Raw genomic sequence first — 17,361 nt, 5'->3', positions numbered from 1 at the left:
CATCCCTGAATTAATGCCATGGCATAATCGGCACGGCGCTGATGGCGTTTTTCGGCGAGCCTTCCACCACTTTGTCGGAATAGGCAAGATAAGCCAGCGTATTGCGCTTCGCATCATAGAAACGCACTACCTGCAGCTTTTTGAACACCAGCGACGTCCGTTTCTGGAACACCACGTCACCCTGCGCTTTACCGTTTTTAATTTTATCGCTCAGCTCAACTGGCCCCACCTGCTGGCAGGAGATCGCCGCATCGGAGGTATCTTCCGCCAGCCCCAGACCGCCTTTAATACCGCCCGTCTTCGCACGGCTGACGTAGCAGGTGACGTTTTTCACATCTGGATCGTCAAACGCCTCCACCACAATTTTGTGGTCCGGGCCAAACATTTTGAACACGGTATCTACAGATCCAATCTGTTCCGCCTGCGCCGCACGGCCAGCAACCAGCAACAGAGCGGTAAGAAGCAAAGTCTTGTATTTCATATTGTTACCATTCTTTAAAATTGCATTGAGCGATTATTCAACACTTTAGACAAAAATGTAGCAAGATCACAGGATTAGAATATATTCGCCCAAAACGGGGGAGAAAAGGCATTAATGCGCAAAAAAAACACTGAATGCTAAAACATCAAAAAATGCTATTATCCGCTAACCTGTTATCAGGCACCTGCTGTTTTAAGGATGAGGATAGTATATGGATCAGGCTGGAATTATTCGCGACCTGCTCACCTGGCTGGAAGGTCATCTCGACCAGCCTTTGTCACTGGATAATGTGGCGGCTAAAGCAGGCTATTCCAAGTGGCATCTGCAAAGGATGTTCAAGGATGTCACCGGTCATGCTATCGGGGCCTATATTCGCGCACGTCGTTTGTCCAAGTCTGCGGTGGCATTGCGCCTGACCGCGCGGCCCATTCTGGATATTGCCTTGCAGTATCGTTTTGATTCGCAGCAGACCTTCACCCGTGCGTTTAAAAAACAGTTCTCGTTGACGCCAGCGCTCTATCGCCGCTCGCCAGACTGGAGCTCGTTTGGTATGCGTCCGCCGCTGCGTCTGGGCGAGTTCGCCATGCCGAAATACGAAATTGTCACGCTGCCGGAAACCCATCTGATCGGTACGACCCAGAGCTACTCCTGTTCTCTTGAGCAGATTTCTGAGTTCCGTCATCAGATGCGTGTCCAGTTCTGGCGCGACTTCCTGAGTCATGCGCCAGCGATCCCACCGATCCTCTATGGTCTCAACGAAACGCACCCAAGCCAGGAAAAAGACGACGAGCAGGAGGTGTTCTACACCACCGCGCTGACGCCAGAGATGGCAAATGGTTATATTCAGGGGTCTAAACCGGTCGTGCTGGAAGGCGGCGAATACGTGATGTTCTCGTATGAAGGACTGGGAACGGGCGTTCAGGAGTTCATCCTGACCGTTTACGGGACCTGCATGCCGATGCTGAATCTGAATCGCCGTAAAGGTCAGGACATTGAGCGCTACTACCCGGCGCAGGATGCGAAACCGGAAGAAGGCCCAATCAATCTGCGGATGGAATTCTTAATTCCGATACGTCGTTAACGCTGCAGTTCATCAAGCGCAGGGGCATCGAGATGCGAAATGTCCCCTGCCATCTCCACGACCCAACCCGACGCCAGCCACGCACTTTCCTGATAATCAATTCGGGAAATAGAGCAGTTGCGCAGACGCAGACGACGTTCAGCATAAGCCGGTAATCCCAGAATGGTGCTCACCAGGCAGCCCAGCGCAATACCGTGACTCACCAGCAGCGGACGGCTACCTGCCGGAAGCTTCAGACATTCCGCCAGTGCGGCATGCATACGCACGCTCAGCTCTTGCATGGATTCCCCCTCAGGGATGCGGCCATCTTCGGTACCGTTGACCAGCGTACGACGCCAGCCCTCTTCCGTTTCGGTCAGCGTATCGATATGGCGTTTTTCCAGCACGCCCATATCCAGCTCGCGCAGACGCGGCTCAAGCATCACGTCACAGCCGCAGGCATCTGCGATGATGCGCGCAGTCTGCTGCGTGCGACCTAAATCGCTGGTGATCACGTGGGTAATGCCTAGCGTCCTGGCACGCTCTGCCACCTGCCACGCTTGCTGGATCCCCTTCTCAGTGAGAGGACTGTCTGACTGGCCTTGAATACGTCGCTCGGCGTTCCACTGCGTCTCACCGTGGCGAACAAGGTATACCTGTAACATGCTTTTTTTCCGTTATACTGCGATGAGTTTTTTTTGAATCGAGCTTAATTATGCACCATGTTGTCTCTGCTACCACCAATCCTGCCAAAATTCAGGCAATTCTAAAGGCTTTTGAAGAGATTTTCGGCGAAGGATCCTGCCATATCGAAGCCATCGGCGTCGAGAGTGGCGTACCTGAACAGCCGTTTGGCAGCGAGGAAACGCGCGCTGGCGCACGAAATCGCGTGGCAAATGCTAAAGCCGCGGCCCCAAAGGCGGACTTCTGGGTCGCCATTGAAGCCGGGATCGACGAAGGTGCCACCTTTAGCTGGGTAGTGATAGAAAGCCGAGAGCAGCGCGGTGAAGCGCGTTCTGCCACCCTGCCGCTGCCAGAGATCATTCTGAACAAAGTGCGCGAAGGCGAAGCGCTCGGGCCGGTGATGTCACAGTACACCGGCATTGATGAGATTGGGCGCAAAGAAGGGGCGATTGGCGTCTTTACTGCGGGCAAGCTCACGCGTTCAGGCGTTTACCACCAGGCGGTGATTTTGGCGTTAAGCCCGTTCCATAACGCGATTTATCGTTAGGTATTTTTCAACAACACCGCTTCCAGCCACTGGCGCAGCTCGACCGGCGCAGACTTCAGGCTGTTCGAGCCGCGGGTGATCGTCGCGATGCCCGCGCCCAGCTCATTTTTCAGCTCACGCTGGCTCATCTCACCGCGCAGTAGCTCTTCAATGATCCGCACGCGCGTGCCCAGCGCTTCACGCTCGTCTGGGGTCAGCATCAGCTGCATAAGAGGTAAGTGCAAATCCTGATCGTAAGACTGGCGAAGCAGCTCCACAAAACGAAGCCACTCCTGGTGACGCTGTTCGGCCATTGCCGAGGAATACGGGGAATGCTGGGTCATGTTATGCTGCCTCTTGTACTCATTAGCGAGTACAGCATAACACAACCCACGCCGATCAGTAACGTCTCTGCCACTCGGCATCGCTCATCAGGGTATCTTTCTGCCCCATGAAGTAGCGATAGTAAGCATCGTACGCCAGCACGTTCTTCACATAACCGCGCGTTTCTGAGAACGGAATGCTCTCCACAAACGCCACGGCATCGATGCGTCCGGCGCTGTTGCCGAGCCAGGTACGCACGCGCCCCGGCCCCGCGTTATACGCCGCCGACGAGAAAATGCGGTTATTGCCAAACTGCTGATAAACATACTGCAGATAGCTGGTACCGATGTTGATGTTGGTATCCGGATCGAGAAGCTGTGAGGGGCTACTGTACCCGGGAATGTTAAACATCTTCACCGTATGGGTCGCCGTTCCCGGCATAATTTGCATCAGACCGCTGGCCCCCACCGGGGAGCGGACTTTCGGATTCCAGGCACTCTCCTGACGGGCAATCGCCATCGCGTAACTTTGCGGGATATCTTTGCCGCTGGTGTAGCGTTCGAAAAGATCGTTGTACGCCAGCGGGAAACGCTCTTCAAGATGATCCCAAAGCTTACCGGCGATCGTCGCCTGCACGCTCAGATCCCACCAGTGGTTATCAAACGCATAGCGGGCAAGCTGGGCTTTCTCGTCGGTGGTGCGACTGGTTACCAGATTCGCCCACTCGCTGCGCGCGGTATTGTCCATATTCCAGTACATCAGCTCGCGCACGCGCGCCATCTCTGGCCCCTGCGTCAGCGCCGGGTTCGCATTCGCGGGTGCTTTATCAATGCGGAAGGTATACTCCTCGCCCAGGCGCTGCGCGGCCACCATCGGGTAGAAGCCGCGCTGCTGCATCAGGCCGTGGAGGATCTCTTTGGCTTCATCATCACGACCGCGCTCCATCAGCAGATCGGCCTGCCAGTAGCGCCATTCATCTTTCTCTTTGGCGTCCATCGGCAAACGTGCGAGCCAGGTATTCAGCCCCCGGCGATCGCCGGTGCCCAGCGCCATGCGCACGCGGCGCTCCACCAGCGACGTGGAGTTCGAACGCATAATGGCATCATCTCGCCAGCGTGCCTGTTCGTCGGTCACATCCGTGCCCATCAGTCGCCACGCCACGATGTCACGCAGCTCCTGGGTTTGATCGTCATTCAGCTGCTGCGCCTGCACCAGCTGCGGGATCATCAGCCGGGCGTTTTCCACATCGTCGCGCGCCACGCTGGCAAAAGCCACCGCCGCCATCTGACGGGTAAAGTCGGTCGCGCCCGTGCTGCGGGCAAAGGTCAGGACGCTGTTCGGATCGTTTGCCAGCGCGATAACGGCCGTAGAGATCGTCTGATAATCGGAAGGCATCTGCCCCGCCAGCGCGGTCACCAGGCGCGTGTTGCCGGCTTTCATCGCCAGGCGAATACGCTCAAGATAGGCCAGCGGATCCTGTTTGCCGGAGGCTCGCCACGCGCCAAACAGCGAATCACAGGCATTCGGCTGGCTTTTGCCGGTCAGCCAAAGATCCTTCGCCCCGGCCCAGGCCTCTTCCTGCTGTCCGGTCGCCCATTTCGCATAGTAGTAGTTACACTGCGCTTCGGTGGTATTCGGCTTATCGGGGCTAAACGCCAGCAGCCCGCGCCAGTCTTCGCGACGCGCCAGTTCATTCACAAAACGAGATTGCAGGGTTCGCGCAGGCGGCAGGGTCGGGTTCGCCTGAATGAAATTATTCACAGTGACGGTCGGCTGGTTCATGAGATCGTCAGTGATCTGGCGATACTCCAGATACGGATACAGCGGATAATCCTTCAGCGTCGGCATCAGCGCCTGCACGGTATCCATCTGCTTATTGTCCCACGCCTGTTTAATCTGGGCGTAGCGATTACGTTGTTCATCCAGTGAATCGGCATGCACCGCCTGGCTTACCGCCATTACGCATACGCTGGCAGCCAGCAGACGCCAGACCACCTGTTTGGCTTTTTCCACAAGCTCTTCCTCATTGTTTTTTCGTCAATTGCAGCGTCTTGCCACGTCAAAGTCACACCAACTTATGCTAACCAGGCATCCTGCAACGCGCCACGTTATGGACACTTTTTTACCTTTCTTGCGCGTTTTAACACTCCCGACGTTCCTGGCTGGGATTAGGGCGTGAAAAAGGCTACACTTCGAGGCTGAAATTCCTTCTCATTACGATAAAAGAGGCGAAGTCCAACGTGGCTCAATTCGTTTATACCATGCATCGTGTCGGCAAAGTTGTCCCGCCGAAACGTCATATTCTTAAAAATATCTCGCTGAGCTTCTTCCCGGGCGCAAAAATTGGTGTTCTGGGTCTCAACGGTGCCGGTAAGTCCACCCTGCTGCGCATCATGGCCGGCATCGATACAGACATCGAAGGTGAAGCCCGTCCGCAGCCTGGCATCAAGATCGGCTACCTGCCGCAGGAACCTCAGCTGAACCCGGAACACACCGTTCGTGAATCCGTTGAAGAAGCGGTTTCCGAAGTGGTTAACGCCCTGAAAGGTCTGGATGAAGTGTATGCCAAATACGCCGAGCCGGATGCAGACTTCGACAAGCTGGCCGCTCAGCAGGGCAAGTTTGAAGAGATTATCCAGGCGCACGACGGTCATAACCTGAACGTGCAGCTGGAGCGCGCGGCCGATGCCCTGCGCCTGCCGGACTGGGATGCGAAAATCGCCAATCTTTCCGGGGGTGAACGCCGCCGCGTAGCGCTGTGCCGCCTGCTGCTGGAAAAACCAGACATGCTGCTGCTCGACGAACCCACCAACCACCTGGATGCGGAATCCGTGGCGTGGCTGGAACGCTTCCTGCACGACTTCGAAGGCACCGTGGTGGCAATTACCCACGACCGTTACTTCCTCGACAACGTCGCAGGCTGGATCCTGGAGCTGGACCGTGGTGAAGGTATTCCATGGGAAGGTAACTACTCCTCCTGGCTGGAGCAGAAAGATCAGCGTCTGGCGCAGGAAGCTTCTCAGGAAGCCGCGCGTCGTAAGTCTATCGAGAAAGAACTGGAGTGGGTTCGTCAGGGCGCTAAAGGCCGTCAGTCTAAGGGCAAAGCCCGTCTGGCACGCTTTGAAGAGCTGAACAACACCGAATACCAGAAACGTAACGAGACCAACGAACTGTTTATTCCGCCTGGAGCACGTCTGGGGGATAAAGTGGTTGAAGTCACCAATCTGCGTAAGTCATACGGCGATCGCCTGCTGATTGACGATCTGACCTTCTCCGTACCAAAAGGGGCTATCGTCGGGATCATCGGTCCGAACGGCGCGGGTAAATCGACGCTGTTCCGCATGATGTCCGGTCAGGAGCAGCCTGACAGTGGCTCTATCACCCTGGGTGAAACCGTGAAGCTGGCGTCCGTTGATCAGTTCCGTGACGCGATGGATAACAGCAAAACCGTGTGGGAAGAAGTGTCCGGCGGTCTGGATATTATGCGTATCGGCAACACCGAGATGCCAAGCCGCGCTTACGTTGGCCGCTTCAACTTCAAAGGCACCGACCAGGGAAAACGCGTGGGCGAGCTGTCCGGCGGTGAGCGTGGTCGTCTGCACCTGGCGAAGCTGCTGCAGGTTGGCGGTAACGTACTGCTGCTCGATGAACCGACCAACGACCTGGACATCGAAACCCTGCGCGCGCTGGAAAACGCCCTGCTGGAGTTCCCGGGCTGCGCGATGGTTATCTCGCACGACCGTTGGTTCCTTGACCGTATCGCGACCCACATTCTGGACTACCAGGATGAAGGGAAAGTGGAGTTCTTCGAAGGTAACTTCACCGAATACGAAGAGTACAAGAAACGCACGCTGGGCGCTGACGCGCTGGAGCCGAAGCGTATTAAGTACAAGCGTATTGCGAAATAAAAGCAAAACGGCAACTTCGGTTGCCGTTTATAGTATTTGTTCCCTCTCCCCGTGGGAGAGGGCCAGGGTGAGGGCATCAGGCCGCACAGTTCGTAGGCCGGGTAAGCGTCAGCGCCACCCGGCTTTTTTATTTGTCCACGTAATACCGCTTCACCTCGTCAAACTGTATCGCAAAGTCGATATAGCTCATCAGCGCAGGCGAGTTCAGCTTGCGGCTCGGATAAGCCAGCCACAAATCATTCCCCTCGACGTTCCACTCCGGCAGCACCTTCACCAGCGCCCCTGTCTCAATCTTATCTTCCAGAAGAAAGGCGGGTAATAGCGTGATCCCGGCGCCAGCAATCGCACATTCACGGGCGTAGACCAGATTATCGGTCATGTGCGCGTTATCCGGCAGGTAGCGGTAATCCTCACTCTCGCTTCGCAGCAGCCACTCAGACCAGGCTTTGTGGGTAATGCAGCGGTGCTCCACCAGCTGGCGGGGATGGATTAACGGCTCCCGACGCACCAGATAGTCGGGTGAAGCCAGCATATAGCGCGGACAATGTCCGATCATCCGGCCAATCAGGGAGGAGTCCTGCGGCTTACCGGTACGCAGCGCCACGTCAAAGCCGGACTCGACCAGATCCACCACATCATCAGAGATCGACACGTCCAGCGACACGTCAGGATAGCGAAGCTGGAATTCGGCATTCATATGCGCCAGCAGCGTCGCACCAATCCCCGCCGGGCAGGTGATGCGCAGCCGCCCGCTCGGGTTTTCGCGTAGCCGCTGAATGGCATACTCCGCCCGCTCGCTGGCCGCCAGCATTTCGCGACAGTGCACCAGATAATGCTCGCCTGCAAAAGTCAGGCTGATTCTGCGCGTCGTGCGGTTGAGCAGGCGTATTCCTACCTGCTGCTCCAGCTGGCTTATTCGCTGGCTGACGCTGGATTTTGGCAGTTCAGCCTTCTGTGCCGCAGCAGTAAAGCTGCCCATCTCGGCCACCAGCGCAAACAGCGCCATATCCTGAAGCTGTTTAAACATGATTGTTCATCCTGTGAGAACACTTCGTTCTTGATTGTCCATCTTATCATGCAGCTGACCACTTAATAGACTAGCCTCAACAAAACGCATGCCATTGAGGAGTCCATCCATGTCAGTTAAAGCCATTGCCGTTAATCCTGCGAATCCCGGCACGTTCATTGAAATCGCCCCGCCGATGCCGCAGCCCGGCGAGCACGATCTGCTTGTCGAAGTGAAAGCCGTGTCTGTTAACCCGGTCGACACCAAGGTGCATGCAGGCATTGTCAAAAACGGGCTGAACGAGCCGCGCATTCTCGGGTGGGATGCCAGCGGTATCGTAACAGCCGTGGGAACGGCCGTTACGGGATTTAAACCCGGTGACGAAGTGTGGTACGCGGGGGATATCACTCGTCCGGGCAGCAATACCACCCATCAGCTGATCGATGCGCGTATTGTCGGGCACAAACCTGCCAGCCTTGGCTGGGCGGCAGCAGCCGCATTGCCGTTGACCGCGCTGACCGCCTGGGAAGGGTTGTTCGAACGGCTGAACATTCAGGATGCGGACGCGGATAAAACGCTGTTGATTATTGGCGGCGCGGGCGGCGTGGGCTCGCTGGCGATCCCGTTTGCAAAGCACAACAGCAAGGTGAACATCATCGCGACAGCATCAAGAGAAGATTCCGCCCGGTGGTGCCGCGAGCGCGGTGCGGATCGGGTCGTGAACTACCGCGACCTGAAAGGTGAGCTGGCAAAACAGGGTATCACTTATGTGGATTACATTTTCATCCTCAATGACACCGACGGCCACTGGGATGCCGTCAGCGAACTGATCGCACCGCAGGGGCACATCTGCTCCATCGTTGAGAACGTGCATCCGCTGAACCAGGATAAGCTGAAATCGAAATCCGCCGCCCTGCACTGGGAGTTTATGTACACCCGCAGCATGTACCAGACCGCTGATATGGCGCGTCAGGGCGAGATCTTAAACGAGGTTGCAAAGCTGGTGGACAACGGCGTGGTGGAAAGCTCGCTCAGCGAAACGCTTCACGGACTGAGCGTGGAAAGCATTACCGAGGCGCACCGCAAAGTGCTGGAGGGACATATGCGAGGGAAAGTGGTGGTTGCGTTCTGAGGGGTAATCGTTCCCTCTCCCCTTTGGGGAGAGGGTTAGGGTGAGGGGTAAGATTAACCCTGCTCCCCCATCATCTCCTTCACCAGCTCGACGCAGCGCAGGAAACGGGAGTCGTAGTCCGACTCTTCAACATGCACAAACTCAACGTTGTTTTCGTTGAGCATCTCCACCAGCATGGACTGGAACTCGCGCCTGTCTACTGAGCTGCCGAGACTACGCATGCCATCAGCGACCCATGGCGTGTTGTTTTCCAGCAGGATCACCAGGTCAAAGCGGTATTCGTCAATCAGCGCCTGCACGAACGGGTGCTCGCGCCCTTCGTACTTTTTACAGAACGCCTGCGTGGTGACGAAATCGGTATCAATAAACGCCACTTTGTTGGCATATTTGACCGCAAAATCAATGTACTGGGCGTGTCCGAGCGCGATTTTATCGTAGTCGGAATACTGCAGCGCCATCTCGTCACCGCCGAGGTGCGAGAAAACGTAATCGCGGCCATACTCCCACGCACTGGTCGTGTTGAAGATATTCGCCAGCTTATTAACGAGAGTGGATTTTCCGCTCGACTCACCGCCCAGGATCGCAACGGTACGTACAAAGAAGGGCTTTACCTCGGTCGGGATATAATCCCAGTAGCGGAACGGGTTTTCGCGGATCTGCGCCCCGCTGATGTTCATGAAGGTCCGTTTCGGATCGATCAGCACCGTCTCGATGCCCAGATGCTCGCGGAACTGCGGCGCATCGGACTCTTCAGAGGTGTAGATCCAGTTAGGCGCAATGCCCTTCTCTTCCATAAACGCTTTGATGCCGTTGCTCCACACGTCCCAGCCGTGCGGATAGGGCTCCATGCCCTCTTCGTTAAAAGCATGAATGCGAATGTTTTTCTGATACTTAAAGGTCTGGAGCAGCCAGCGCAGGCGGTCAGGCACCGTCGGCTGCTGCGACATGGCGCTGTCCTCGAACAACTGGCGGTCACGGGTTTCATCGTACCCCATAATGATGTGCAGCTCGTCCACCTGGCTACAGGCGCGCTGAATCAGGTAGATGTGACCAGTATGCAGCGGGTAAAACTTGCCAAACACCACGCCGATGTTCTTTTGCATACGGGGAAATTCAAGTCCCAGGAAACGGTGCAGCGCTTCGAGCTTCTGCGCGCTGGGGCTTTTGATTTTGGCGTTCAGCAGCTGGCTTAAATAGCCTTTGGTCATACCGCTGGCGTCCGCCACCTGCTGCAACGTGCAGCCTTTCTGGCGGATTGCGGTTTTGATGTAGTCAAATGATGACATAAATTACGGTGCCTCCTGCAAAATCGAATACGTAATTATAAGTCGTCAAAGACATTTAACGCATCTGCGAGTTTCTTAACGCCAAAAACCTGCATCCCTTCGGGGATTTTTTTCGGCACGTTAGCGGCGGGCACAATCGCGCGGCGGAAGCCGTGTTTTGCCGCTTCAGAGATACGCTCCTGGCCGCTCGGCACCGGACGGATCTCTCCTGCCAGGCCAACCTCGCCAAACACCACCAGATCCTGCGGCAGCGGTCTGTCGCGCAGGCTGGAGACCATCGCCAGCAGCAACGCCAGGTCCGCGCTGGTTTCCGAGACCTTCACCCCGCCCACAACGTTCACGAAGACGTCCTGATCCGCCATCTGCAGACCACCGTGACGGTGCAGCACCGCCAGCAGGATCGCCAGACGGTTCTGTTCCAGACCCACCGCCACGCGACGCGGGTTGCCCATCATCGAGTGATCCACCAGCGCCTGGATTTCAACCAGCAGCGGGCGTGTTCCTTCCCACAGCACCATGACCGAACTGCCGGAGGTGACTTCGTCGCCACGGCTCAGGAAGATGGCCGACGGGTTGCTGACCTCACGCAGCCCCTGCTCCGTCATGGCAAAAACACCTAATTCATTCACCGCGCCGAAACGGTTTTTATGGCTGCGCAGGGTGCGGAAGCGGGAATCCGCGTCGCCGTCGAGCATCACCGAGCAGTCGATACAGTGTTCGAGCACTTTTGGCCCGGCCAGGGAACCGTCTTTCGTCACATGGCCGACCATCACAATCGCCACGCCGCGCGTTTTGGCGAAGCGTGTCAGGTAGGCCGCGGTTTCGCGCACCTGCGCCACGCTGCCCGGCGAGGACTGAATGTCCGCCATGTGCATCACCTGAATGGAGTCGATCACCATCAGCTTCGGCTGCTCTTCTTCGGCGATCATGCAGATCTGCTCAATGCTGGTTTCCGACAGCATATTCAGGTTGCCGGTTGGCAGGCCCAGGCGGTGCGCACGCATCGCCACCTGCTGGAGTGATTCTTCCCCCGTGACGTACAGGGTTTTCATCTGCTCGGCGAGCTTGCAAAGCGTTTGCAGCAGCAGGGTCGATTTACCCGCCCCGGGGTTACCGCCGATCAGAATCGCACTGCCCGGCACCACGCCGCCGCCGAGCACGCGGTCAAACTCTTTGAACCCGGTGGAGAAGCGCGGTAACGCTTCCAGGCTGATGTCTGAAAGCTTTTGCACCTTCGACACGCCTGCATTGCCCGCATAGCCGCTCAGGCGTTCATTGCGGGCCACACTCGGCGAAGCCGCCACACCACGCACTTCGGTGATGGTGTTCCAGGCATGACAGGCGCTGCATTGCCCCTGCCAGCGCGGATAATCCGCACCACATTCATTACAGACAAATGCGCGTTTTGGAGCTTTCGCCACGGTGTACCTCGTTATTTCTGTGCGGACTGCGTGCCGGGTAGCGCTTACGCTTACCCGGCCTACAAAGCAGACCGTTATTTCTGATTAAGGCTGCCAGAAAGGATGCAGAACACCCCCATCAGGTCAGCATGACGGATAGTCACTTCCGTCTTTTCGTTCACTTTTGGCTTGGCATGGTAGGCAATGCCAAGACCAGCAGCTTTGATCATCGGCAGGTCGTTCGCGCCGTCCCCGATGGCGACGGTCTGGACCACCGGGATTTCATATTTTTCGGCCAGACGGGTCAGGGTGTTAGCTTTGTACTGCGCATCCACGATGTCGCCAATCACCTGTCCGGTCAGCTTGCCGTCCATAATTTCCAGTTCGTTGGCCACCACGGTGGTCAAATGCAGTTTCTCGCGCAGATAATCCGCGAAGAAGGTGAAGCCACCGGAGGCAATCGCCACCTTCCAGCCAAGGGACTGCAGCTTCAGCACCAGTTGCGTCAGTCCTGGCATCAGCGGCAGCACATCACGCACCTGGCGCAGGATGTTAGCATCGGCCCCTTTCAGGGTCGCCACGCGCTGTCTCAGGCTGGCGGTGAAATCCAGCTCGCCGCGCATAGCACGTTCAGTGACTTCCGCCACCAGCTCACCGCTGCCTGCCAGTTTAGCAATCTCGTCAATACACTCGATCTGAATAGCGGTGGAGTCCATGTCCATGACCAGCAGACCCGGCGTTTTCAGGTGCGGAATTTTACCGAGCGGGGCAACGTCCAGCCCTGCGTCATGCGCCAGACGCGTGGCACGCTGCGTCAGAGAACCCGCCAGGCGGATAACCTGGTAATCTTCTACGCACCAGGCGGCGACGATGACCATTGCCGCACCCAGTTTGGTTTGATACTGGGTCAGGCGTTGCTTATCCAGGCCGCGTCCATACAGCAGCCAGCCGCTACGGCCAGCGTGGTAATCCAGAGGCATCACCTCATCGCCACTTAACGAGAGCGGCAATCCTGGCCATAAAGAGACATCCGTTGGCAGGTCACACCAGGTAATGTTCGGCATCAAAGCTCCTGTAATTTCGTTCGCGCCGGAAGGTTCCAGAGGGAAAATAACGCATGAGGCTACCCTGTAACCATCACTTCTGGCAACATTAAGCCCTAAATTTTCAGCAGGTGGAATATGGCTCGCGCAAAACTGAAATTCCGGCTTCATCGCGCCGTGATTGTCCTTTCCTGTCTCGCACTGTTAGTGGCATTGATGCAAGGGGCATCGTGGTTTAGCCAGAATCATCAGCGGCAGCGTAACCCGCAGTTTGAAGAGCTGGCCCGCACGCTGGCGCGTCAGGTGACCCTTAACGTCGCCCCCTATATGCGCACCGAGACGCCGGACGATAAGCGCATCGGCCAGATCCTGCGTCAGCTTACGGAAAACAGCCGCATTCTCGATGCGGGCGTGTACGATGAAAAAGGCGACCTGATTGCCCGCGCCGGTGAGCACGTCGACGTGCGCGACAGGCTGGCGCTGGACGGCAAAAAAGCCGGAGGCTATTTCAACCAGCAGCTCGTCGAACCTGTTCAGGGAAAAAATGGCCCGCTGGGCTATCTGCGCCTGACGCTCGACACTCACACCCTGCCGACCGAAGCCAAGCAGGTGGATAACACCACCAATATTCTGCGCCTGATGTTATTACTCTCACTGGCGATTGGCGTGGTGCTGGCGCGCACGCTGCTGCAGGGTAAGCGCACCCGATGGCAACAGTCGCCGTTCCTGCTGACCGCCAGCAAGTCGGTTCCGGAAGACGAAGAGAGCGAGAAGAAAGAATAGTGATAAAGTAGGCGGAGGATATGGAAAAGGAACTCTGCCATGACGACGTTACGCCTGCTTATCTCTGACTCTTACGATCCCTGGTTTAATCTCGCGGTGGAAGAGTGCATCTTCCGCCAGATGCCCGCCACCCAGCGCGTACTGTTTCTCTGGCGCAATGCCGACACGGTGGTGATTGGCCGCGCGCAAAACCCGTGGAAAGAGTGCAACACCCGCCGCATGGAAGAGGACCACGTCCGCCTGGCGCGCCGCAGCAGCGGCGGTGGAGCCGTGTTTCACGATCTGGGCAACACTTGCTTTACCTTTATGGCAGGCAAGCCGGAATACGACAAAAGCATCTCTACGTCGATTGTGCTGAACGCGCTGAATGCGCTCGGCGTAACCGCAGAGGCGTCAGGCCGGAACGATCTGGTCGTCAAGACCCCCGAGGGAGACCGGAAGGTCTCCGGCTCAGCCTATCGCGAAACAATCGATCGCGGTTTCCACCACGGCACTCTGCTGCTGAATGCCGATCTCAGCCGGCTGGCTAACTACCTCAATCCTGACAAGAAAAAGTTACAGGCTAAGGGCATTACCTCCGTACGCGGCCGCGTGGCGAATCTGGTGGAGCTTCTGCCGGGTATTACTCACGAGCAGATTTGCGACGCGATCCGTGAGGCCTTCTTTGCGCACTACGGCGAGCGTGTGGAGGCGGAAGTGATTTCCCCTGATAAAACGCCTGACCTGCCCAACTTCGTTGAAACCTTTGCCCGCCAGAGCAGCTGGGAGTGGAACTTCGGCCAGGCACCGGCGTTTTCACATCTGCTGGATGAGCGTTTTACCTGGGGCGGCGTGGAGCTTCACTTTGACGTGGAGAAAGGTCATATTACCCGCACACAAATTTTTACGGATAGTCTTAACCCGGCACCGCTGGAAGCGTTGGCGTCACGCCTGCAGGGCTGTGTATACCGTCCCGATATGCTGCAACATGTGTGCGACGGGTTGCTTGAACATTATCCGGAACAAGAGCGGGAACTTCGGGAATTGTCGGCGTGGATCGCTCAGGCGATAAAATAATTCTCGCCCCCGGTTAAGAAGAGAAAATAGCTTCCTCCGTTCTTATCCTGCCGGAATGTGTAAATACAACCGTGAATGTATTTACACATTTTAATAAAACTCAATTCAGAGATTAGAAATACTCATTACAGAAATAACAATAACCATTAATAGAATCCCTGCGCTTGCATTTCAGCAAGTTAATGACTTCACGGAAATTTATACATTTATTTTATTAATGGTTAAGGAATAACAATGAAAAAGCTTCTTCTCGCAACGCTGATTGCGATGACCTCTTCGGCTGTATTCGCCGAAGGCAGCATCGTCATGAAGGTTCAGGGCAAGATGAACCATGCATCCTGTACGCCGGAACTCAGTAACGGCGGATCGATTGATTTTGGCACAATCGCGCTGGACCAGCTTTCTCCAACCCAGACCAACCAGATGGGTCATAAAGATATGTCTCTGACGATCAATTGCCCGTCAGCGACTAAAGTGGCATGGAGTATTGCTGATAACAAAGAAGATTCCAATGCGGCGACCTACCTGAACTCCAGCGAGTTTTACATTCGTGACGCCACAGACAATGGTGGGGACGTTTACGGTTCAGGTACCACCTACGGCGTAGGTACCACCGCTGCTGGCGATAAAATTGGCGCCTATGCAATCAGTACCCGTATCAATGAGATCACCGCTAAAGGTGTGCCTGCTCAGGCGATCTTTGCGCCAAACTTCCTCAACAGCAAAGGCGAATATATGTGGCGTAACCTGGCCACCGGTGTGATTGCCAACGGTAACGCCGAGATCATGACCGCTACCAGACCAGGTTATACCGCACCGCTGGCCATCACCAGCGTTGTCTACCCGTTCAAAGTCTCTCTGGCCATTGTTAACACTGACCGTCTGACCACCACAGACGAAGCGCAGCTGAGCGGCGAAACCACCATCACTCTGGTTTATCTCTAACAGATAAAAACGCGTGACTCAACGGCGGATATTTCCGCCGTTTCTGCATAAAACATACGTTCAGAAATGTTTAATCGACATTATAAAATCTCAATACTGTCGTAAGAAAATCTAACTATTTAATGCGTTGATTCGTTAATAGAATCGGCCGCGACTCTTATGCCATAAATTATCTTTTGGCAAGATTCATTCAAATTAAAAATATCCGAATTATCTCTTTCTATGGTTAAGGAATAACAATGAAAAAGTGCCTTCTCGCCACCGTTATCATGATGGCGGCGACAGCAGTTTATGCCGAACCTACTGCAATGTTAAAAGTTCACGGTACGCTGACCAGCGCAGGCTGCGTTCCTGAAATTAGCAACGGCGGCGTGGCCGATTTTGGCGAAGTGGGTCTGGACTCACTCTCCTCCGGTGTGGCTTATCAGGCTGGGCATAAAGATGTCACTCTGACCATCACATGTCAGTCTGCGACCCGCGTCGGCTGGACAATCAAAGATGACCGCAAAGACTCAAACGCGGGCGCACATAAAACGTCAAGCGAGTTCCATGTGGATAACGCTACCGCAAGCGGCGCGCAGGCATACGGCGATTACCAGCTCAACGGTGTCGGAAAAACCAGCGCTGGCGAAAGTATCGGTGCCTATTCAGTTTCAACTTACATGAACGCGGTCACTGCTGACGGTGCAACCGTTCAGCCTATCGCCGCAGCGATGTATACCGGCGGTACCATCAGCAGCAGAAGCTGGATCAACCTGTGGGCCACCGGCATCCTCACTAACGATGGTACCGACGTCATGACCGTTGCCAAAACCGGTGAACGCGCTCCGCTGGCCTTCACGACGGCGGCTTTCCCTCTGAAGATCGCGCTGGCGATTGCGCCAAGCAAAAATCTGACCCTGACTGACAGGACCGACCTGGACGGTCAGTCCACAATCACGCTGGTTTATCTGTAACCCGCATTCACGACGCTAAACTCCCCGCTCAGGCGGGGAGTTTTAACCCATTGTTCAATATCAATATTCATGGAAAGAATTGTGAAAACTTCTCCTTTGGTCTGCGCTCTTTTTCTCACCCTTCCAGCGACAGTCTATGCTGCAGGCATGGTGCCAGAAACCACACTGCTGATGATTGATGAAGCCAACCACGGCGGTGTCATGAGTGTGAAAAACACGGACTCCATCCCCACCCTGCTTTATACCTCCATTAACGACATCGAGGGGGAGAATGGGGTCAAGCTCAACGTCACTCAGCCGGTTGTACGCCTTGAGCCAGGCCAGGAACAGCAGGTGCGCTTTATTCTTGAAACCAAAGAACCGCTGACCGTTGAACATTATAAACGCGTGATCTTTGAAGGCATTCCGCCTAAAACCAAAGATAAAAACGTTAAAGTCGGTATCAATCTTCGTCAGGATTTACCGGTGTTGATCCATCCTAAAAATCTTCCTGTTGTCACGGATGCATGGAAATTACTGACCTGGTCCGTACAAGAGAAAGAGGTTCAGGTCCGTAATACCTCGCCGTACGTTGTACGTTTTTCCACATCAGTGACGCTACTGCCTTCCCACACCGAGGGAGTGGTTAATAAAACCTTTATCCTGCCGGGTGAGACCATGAAGGTGCAGACAAATACCCCGATCGGTAGCGGCGATAATGCCGTCGAGTTCAACCCTGCCAGTCGCTACGGGATTGAAGTGGATAAGTACACTTCCGCGCTTACACGCTGA

At 55.6% G+C, this 17,361-nt stretch carries 17 protein-coding genes; 9 read left to right on the top strand and 8 right to left on the bottom strand.

Features of this window, described 5'->3' with window-relative positions; translation table 11 throughout:
* Positions 1–10 precede the first annotated feature (10 nt).
* Complete coding sequence (gene creA, locus BFV64_RS03005; RefSeq protein ID WP_014882476.1) at positions 11–481, bottom strand: protein CreA; 471 nt, start codon at positions 479–481, stop codon at positions 11–13.
* A gap of 211 nt (positions 482–692) precedes the next feature.
* On the opposite strand from creA, the gene robA reads away from it, so the two are divergent.
* Positions 693–1,562, top strand: a complete 870-nt coding sequence (gene robA, locus BFV64_RS03000; protein ID WP_023336739.1) for an MDR efflux pump AcrAB transcriptional activator RobA — start codon at positions 693–695, stop codon at positions 1,560–1,562.
* Here robA and gpmB read toward each other — a convergent pair.
* Complete coding sequence (gene gpmB / locus BFV64_RS02995) at positions 1,559–2,206, bottom strand: 2,3-diphosphoglycerate-dependent phosphoglycerate mutase GpmB (RefSeq protein ID WP_014882474.1); 648 nt, start codon at positions 2,204–2,206, stop codon at positions 1,559–1,561. The genes robA and gpmB overlap by 4 nt on opposite strands.
* Positions 2,207–2,256: 50 nt before the next feature.
* On the opposite strand from gpmB, the gene yjjX reads away from it, so the two are divergent.
* Positions 2,257–2,772: an inosine/xanthosine triphosphatase gene (gene yjjX / locus BFV64_RS02990; protein WP_045134341.1), complete on the top strand. Its 516-nt coding sequence runs from the start codon at positions 2,257–2,259 to the stop codon at positions 2,770–2,772.
* Here yjjX and trpR read toward each other — a convergent pair.
* Both trpR and sltY read right to left on the bottom strand, forming a co-directional pair.
* Positions 2,769–3,095 (bottom strand): trp operon repressor, encoded by a 327-nt coding sequence (gene trpR / locus BFV64_RS02985; protein ID WP_014882472.1) that lies wholly within the window; start codon positions 3,093–3,095, stop codon positions 2,769–2,771. The two genes, yjjX and trpR, sit on opposite strands and share 4 nt — an antisense overlap.
* A 55-nt stretch (positions 3,096–3,150) precedes the next feature.
* Positions 3,151–5,088 (bottom strand): murein transglycosylase, encoded by a 1,938-nt coding sequence (sltY, locus tag BFV64_RS02980; RefSeq protein WP_023332044.1) that lies wholly within the window; start codon positions 5,086–5,088, stop codon positions 3,151–3,153.
* Between the two features lie 227 nt (positions 5,089–5,315).
* On the opposite strand from sltY, the gene ettA reads away from it, so the two are divergent.
* Positions 5,316–6,983 (top strand): energy-dependent translational throttle protein EttA, encoded by a 1,668-nt coding sequence (gene ettA, locus BFV64_RS02975; protein ID WP_014882470.1) that lies wholly within the window; start codon positions 5,316–5,318, stop codon positions 6,981–6,983.
* A 127-nt stretch (positions 6,984–7,110) separates the two neighbouring features.
* Here ettA and BFV64_RS02970 read toward each other — a convergent pair whose 3' ends face one another.
* A complete protein-coding gene (locus BFV64_RS02970; protein ID WP_045282217.1) occupies positions 7,111–8,010 on the bottom strand; it encodes a LysR family transcriptional regulator in 900 nt (299 codons plus the stop codon).
* Between the two features lie 109 nt (positions 8,011–8,119).
* Here BFV64_RS02970 and BFV64_RS02965 point away from each other — a divergent pair, with 109 nt between their 5' ends.
* Entirely contained in the window at positions 8,120–9,121 is a 1,002-nt protein-coding gene (locus tag BFV64_RS02965) for a zinc-binding alcohol dehydrogenase family protein (protein WP_069601689.1), read from the top strand.
* A gap of 53 nt (positions 9,122–9,174) precedes the next feature.
* Here the strand turns inward: BFV64_RS02965 and nadR are convergent, their stop codons facing one another.
* From nadR to serB, 3 genes are all read right to left on the bottom strand, one after another.
* The gene (gene nadR, locus BFV64_RS02960) at positions 9,175–10,407 is read right to left on the bottom strand and encodes a multifunctional transcriptional regulator/nicotinamide-nucleotide adenylyltransferase/ribosylnicotinamide kinase NadR (protein ID WP_006810194.1); all 1,233 of its coding nucleotides are present in this window, start codon (positions 10,405–10,407) and stop codon (positions 9,175–9,177) included.
* A gap of 35 nt (positions 10,408–10,442) precedes the next feature.
* A complete protein-coding gene (radA, locus tag BFV64_RS02955; protein ID WP_014882467.1) occupies positions 10,443–11,828 on the bottom strand; it encodes a DNA repair protein RadA in 1,386 nt (461 codons plus the stop codon).
* A gap of 74 nt (positions 11,829–11,902) precedes the next feature.
* Positions 11,903–12,871, bottom strand: a complete 969-nt coding sequence (serB, locus tag BFV64_RS02950; protein ID WP_008502066.1) for a phosphoserine phosphatase — start codon at positions 12,869–12,871, stop codon at positions 11,903–11,905.
* Between the two features lie 117 nt (positions 12,872–12,988).
* On the opposite strand from serB, the gene BFV64_RS02945 reads away from it, so the two are divergent.
* From BFV64_RS02945 to BFV64_RS02925, 5 genes are all read left to right on the top strand, one after another.
* Positions 12,989–13,633 carry a YtjB family periplasmic protein gene (locus tag BFV64_RS02945; RefSeq protein ID WP_014882466.1) on the top strand — a complete coding sequence of 215 codons (645 nt, stop codon included), beginning with the start codon at positions 12,989–12,991 and terminating at the stop codon, positions 13,631–13,633.
* Between the two features lie 39 nt (positions 13,634–13,672).
* Positions 13,673–14,689: a lipoate--protein ligase gene (lplA, locus tag BFV64_RS02940; RefSeq protein ID WP_069601688.1), complete on the top strand. Its 1,017-nt coding sequence runs from the start codon at positions 13,673–13,675 to the stop codon at positions 14,687–14,689.
* Positions 14,690–14,923: 234 nt separating this feature from the next.
* A complete protein-coding gene (locus BFV64_RS02935) occupies positions 14,924–15,634 on the top strand; it encodes a DUF1120 domain-containing protein (RefSeq protein WP_069601687.1) in 711 nt (236 codons plus the stop codon).
* 239 nt (positions 15,635–15,873) lie between these two features.
* On the top strand, positions 15,874–16,590 hold the full coding sequence (locus BFV64_RS02930) for a DUF1120 domain-containing protein (RefSeq protein WP_045269572.1): 717 nt from the start codon (positions 15,874–15,876) through the stop codon (positions 16,588–16,590).
* Positions 16,591–16,659: 69 nt separating this feature from the next.
* Complete coding sequence (locus BFV64_RS02925) at positions 16,660–17,361, top strand: fimbria/pilus chaperone family protein (RefSeq protein ID WP_069601686.1); 702 nt, start codon at positions 16,660–16,662, stop codon at positions 17,359–17,361.

The sequence above is a fragment of the Enterobacter kobei genome (assembly GCF_001729765.1).
GTDB classification, from domain to species: Bacteria; Pseudomonadota; Gammaproteobacteria; order Enterobacterales; family Enterobacteriaceae; genus Enterobacter; species Enterobacter kobei.
Note: the sequence above shows the minus strand (reverse complement) of the source record. Positions and strands in the feature narration are given on the sequence as shown.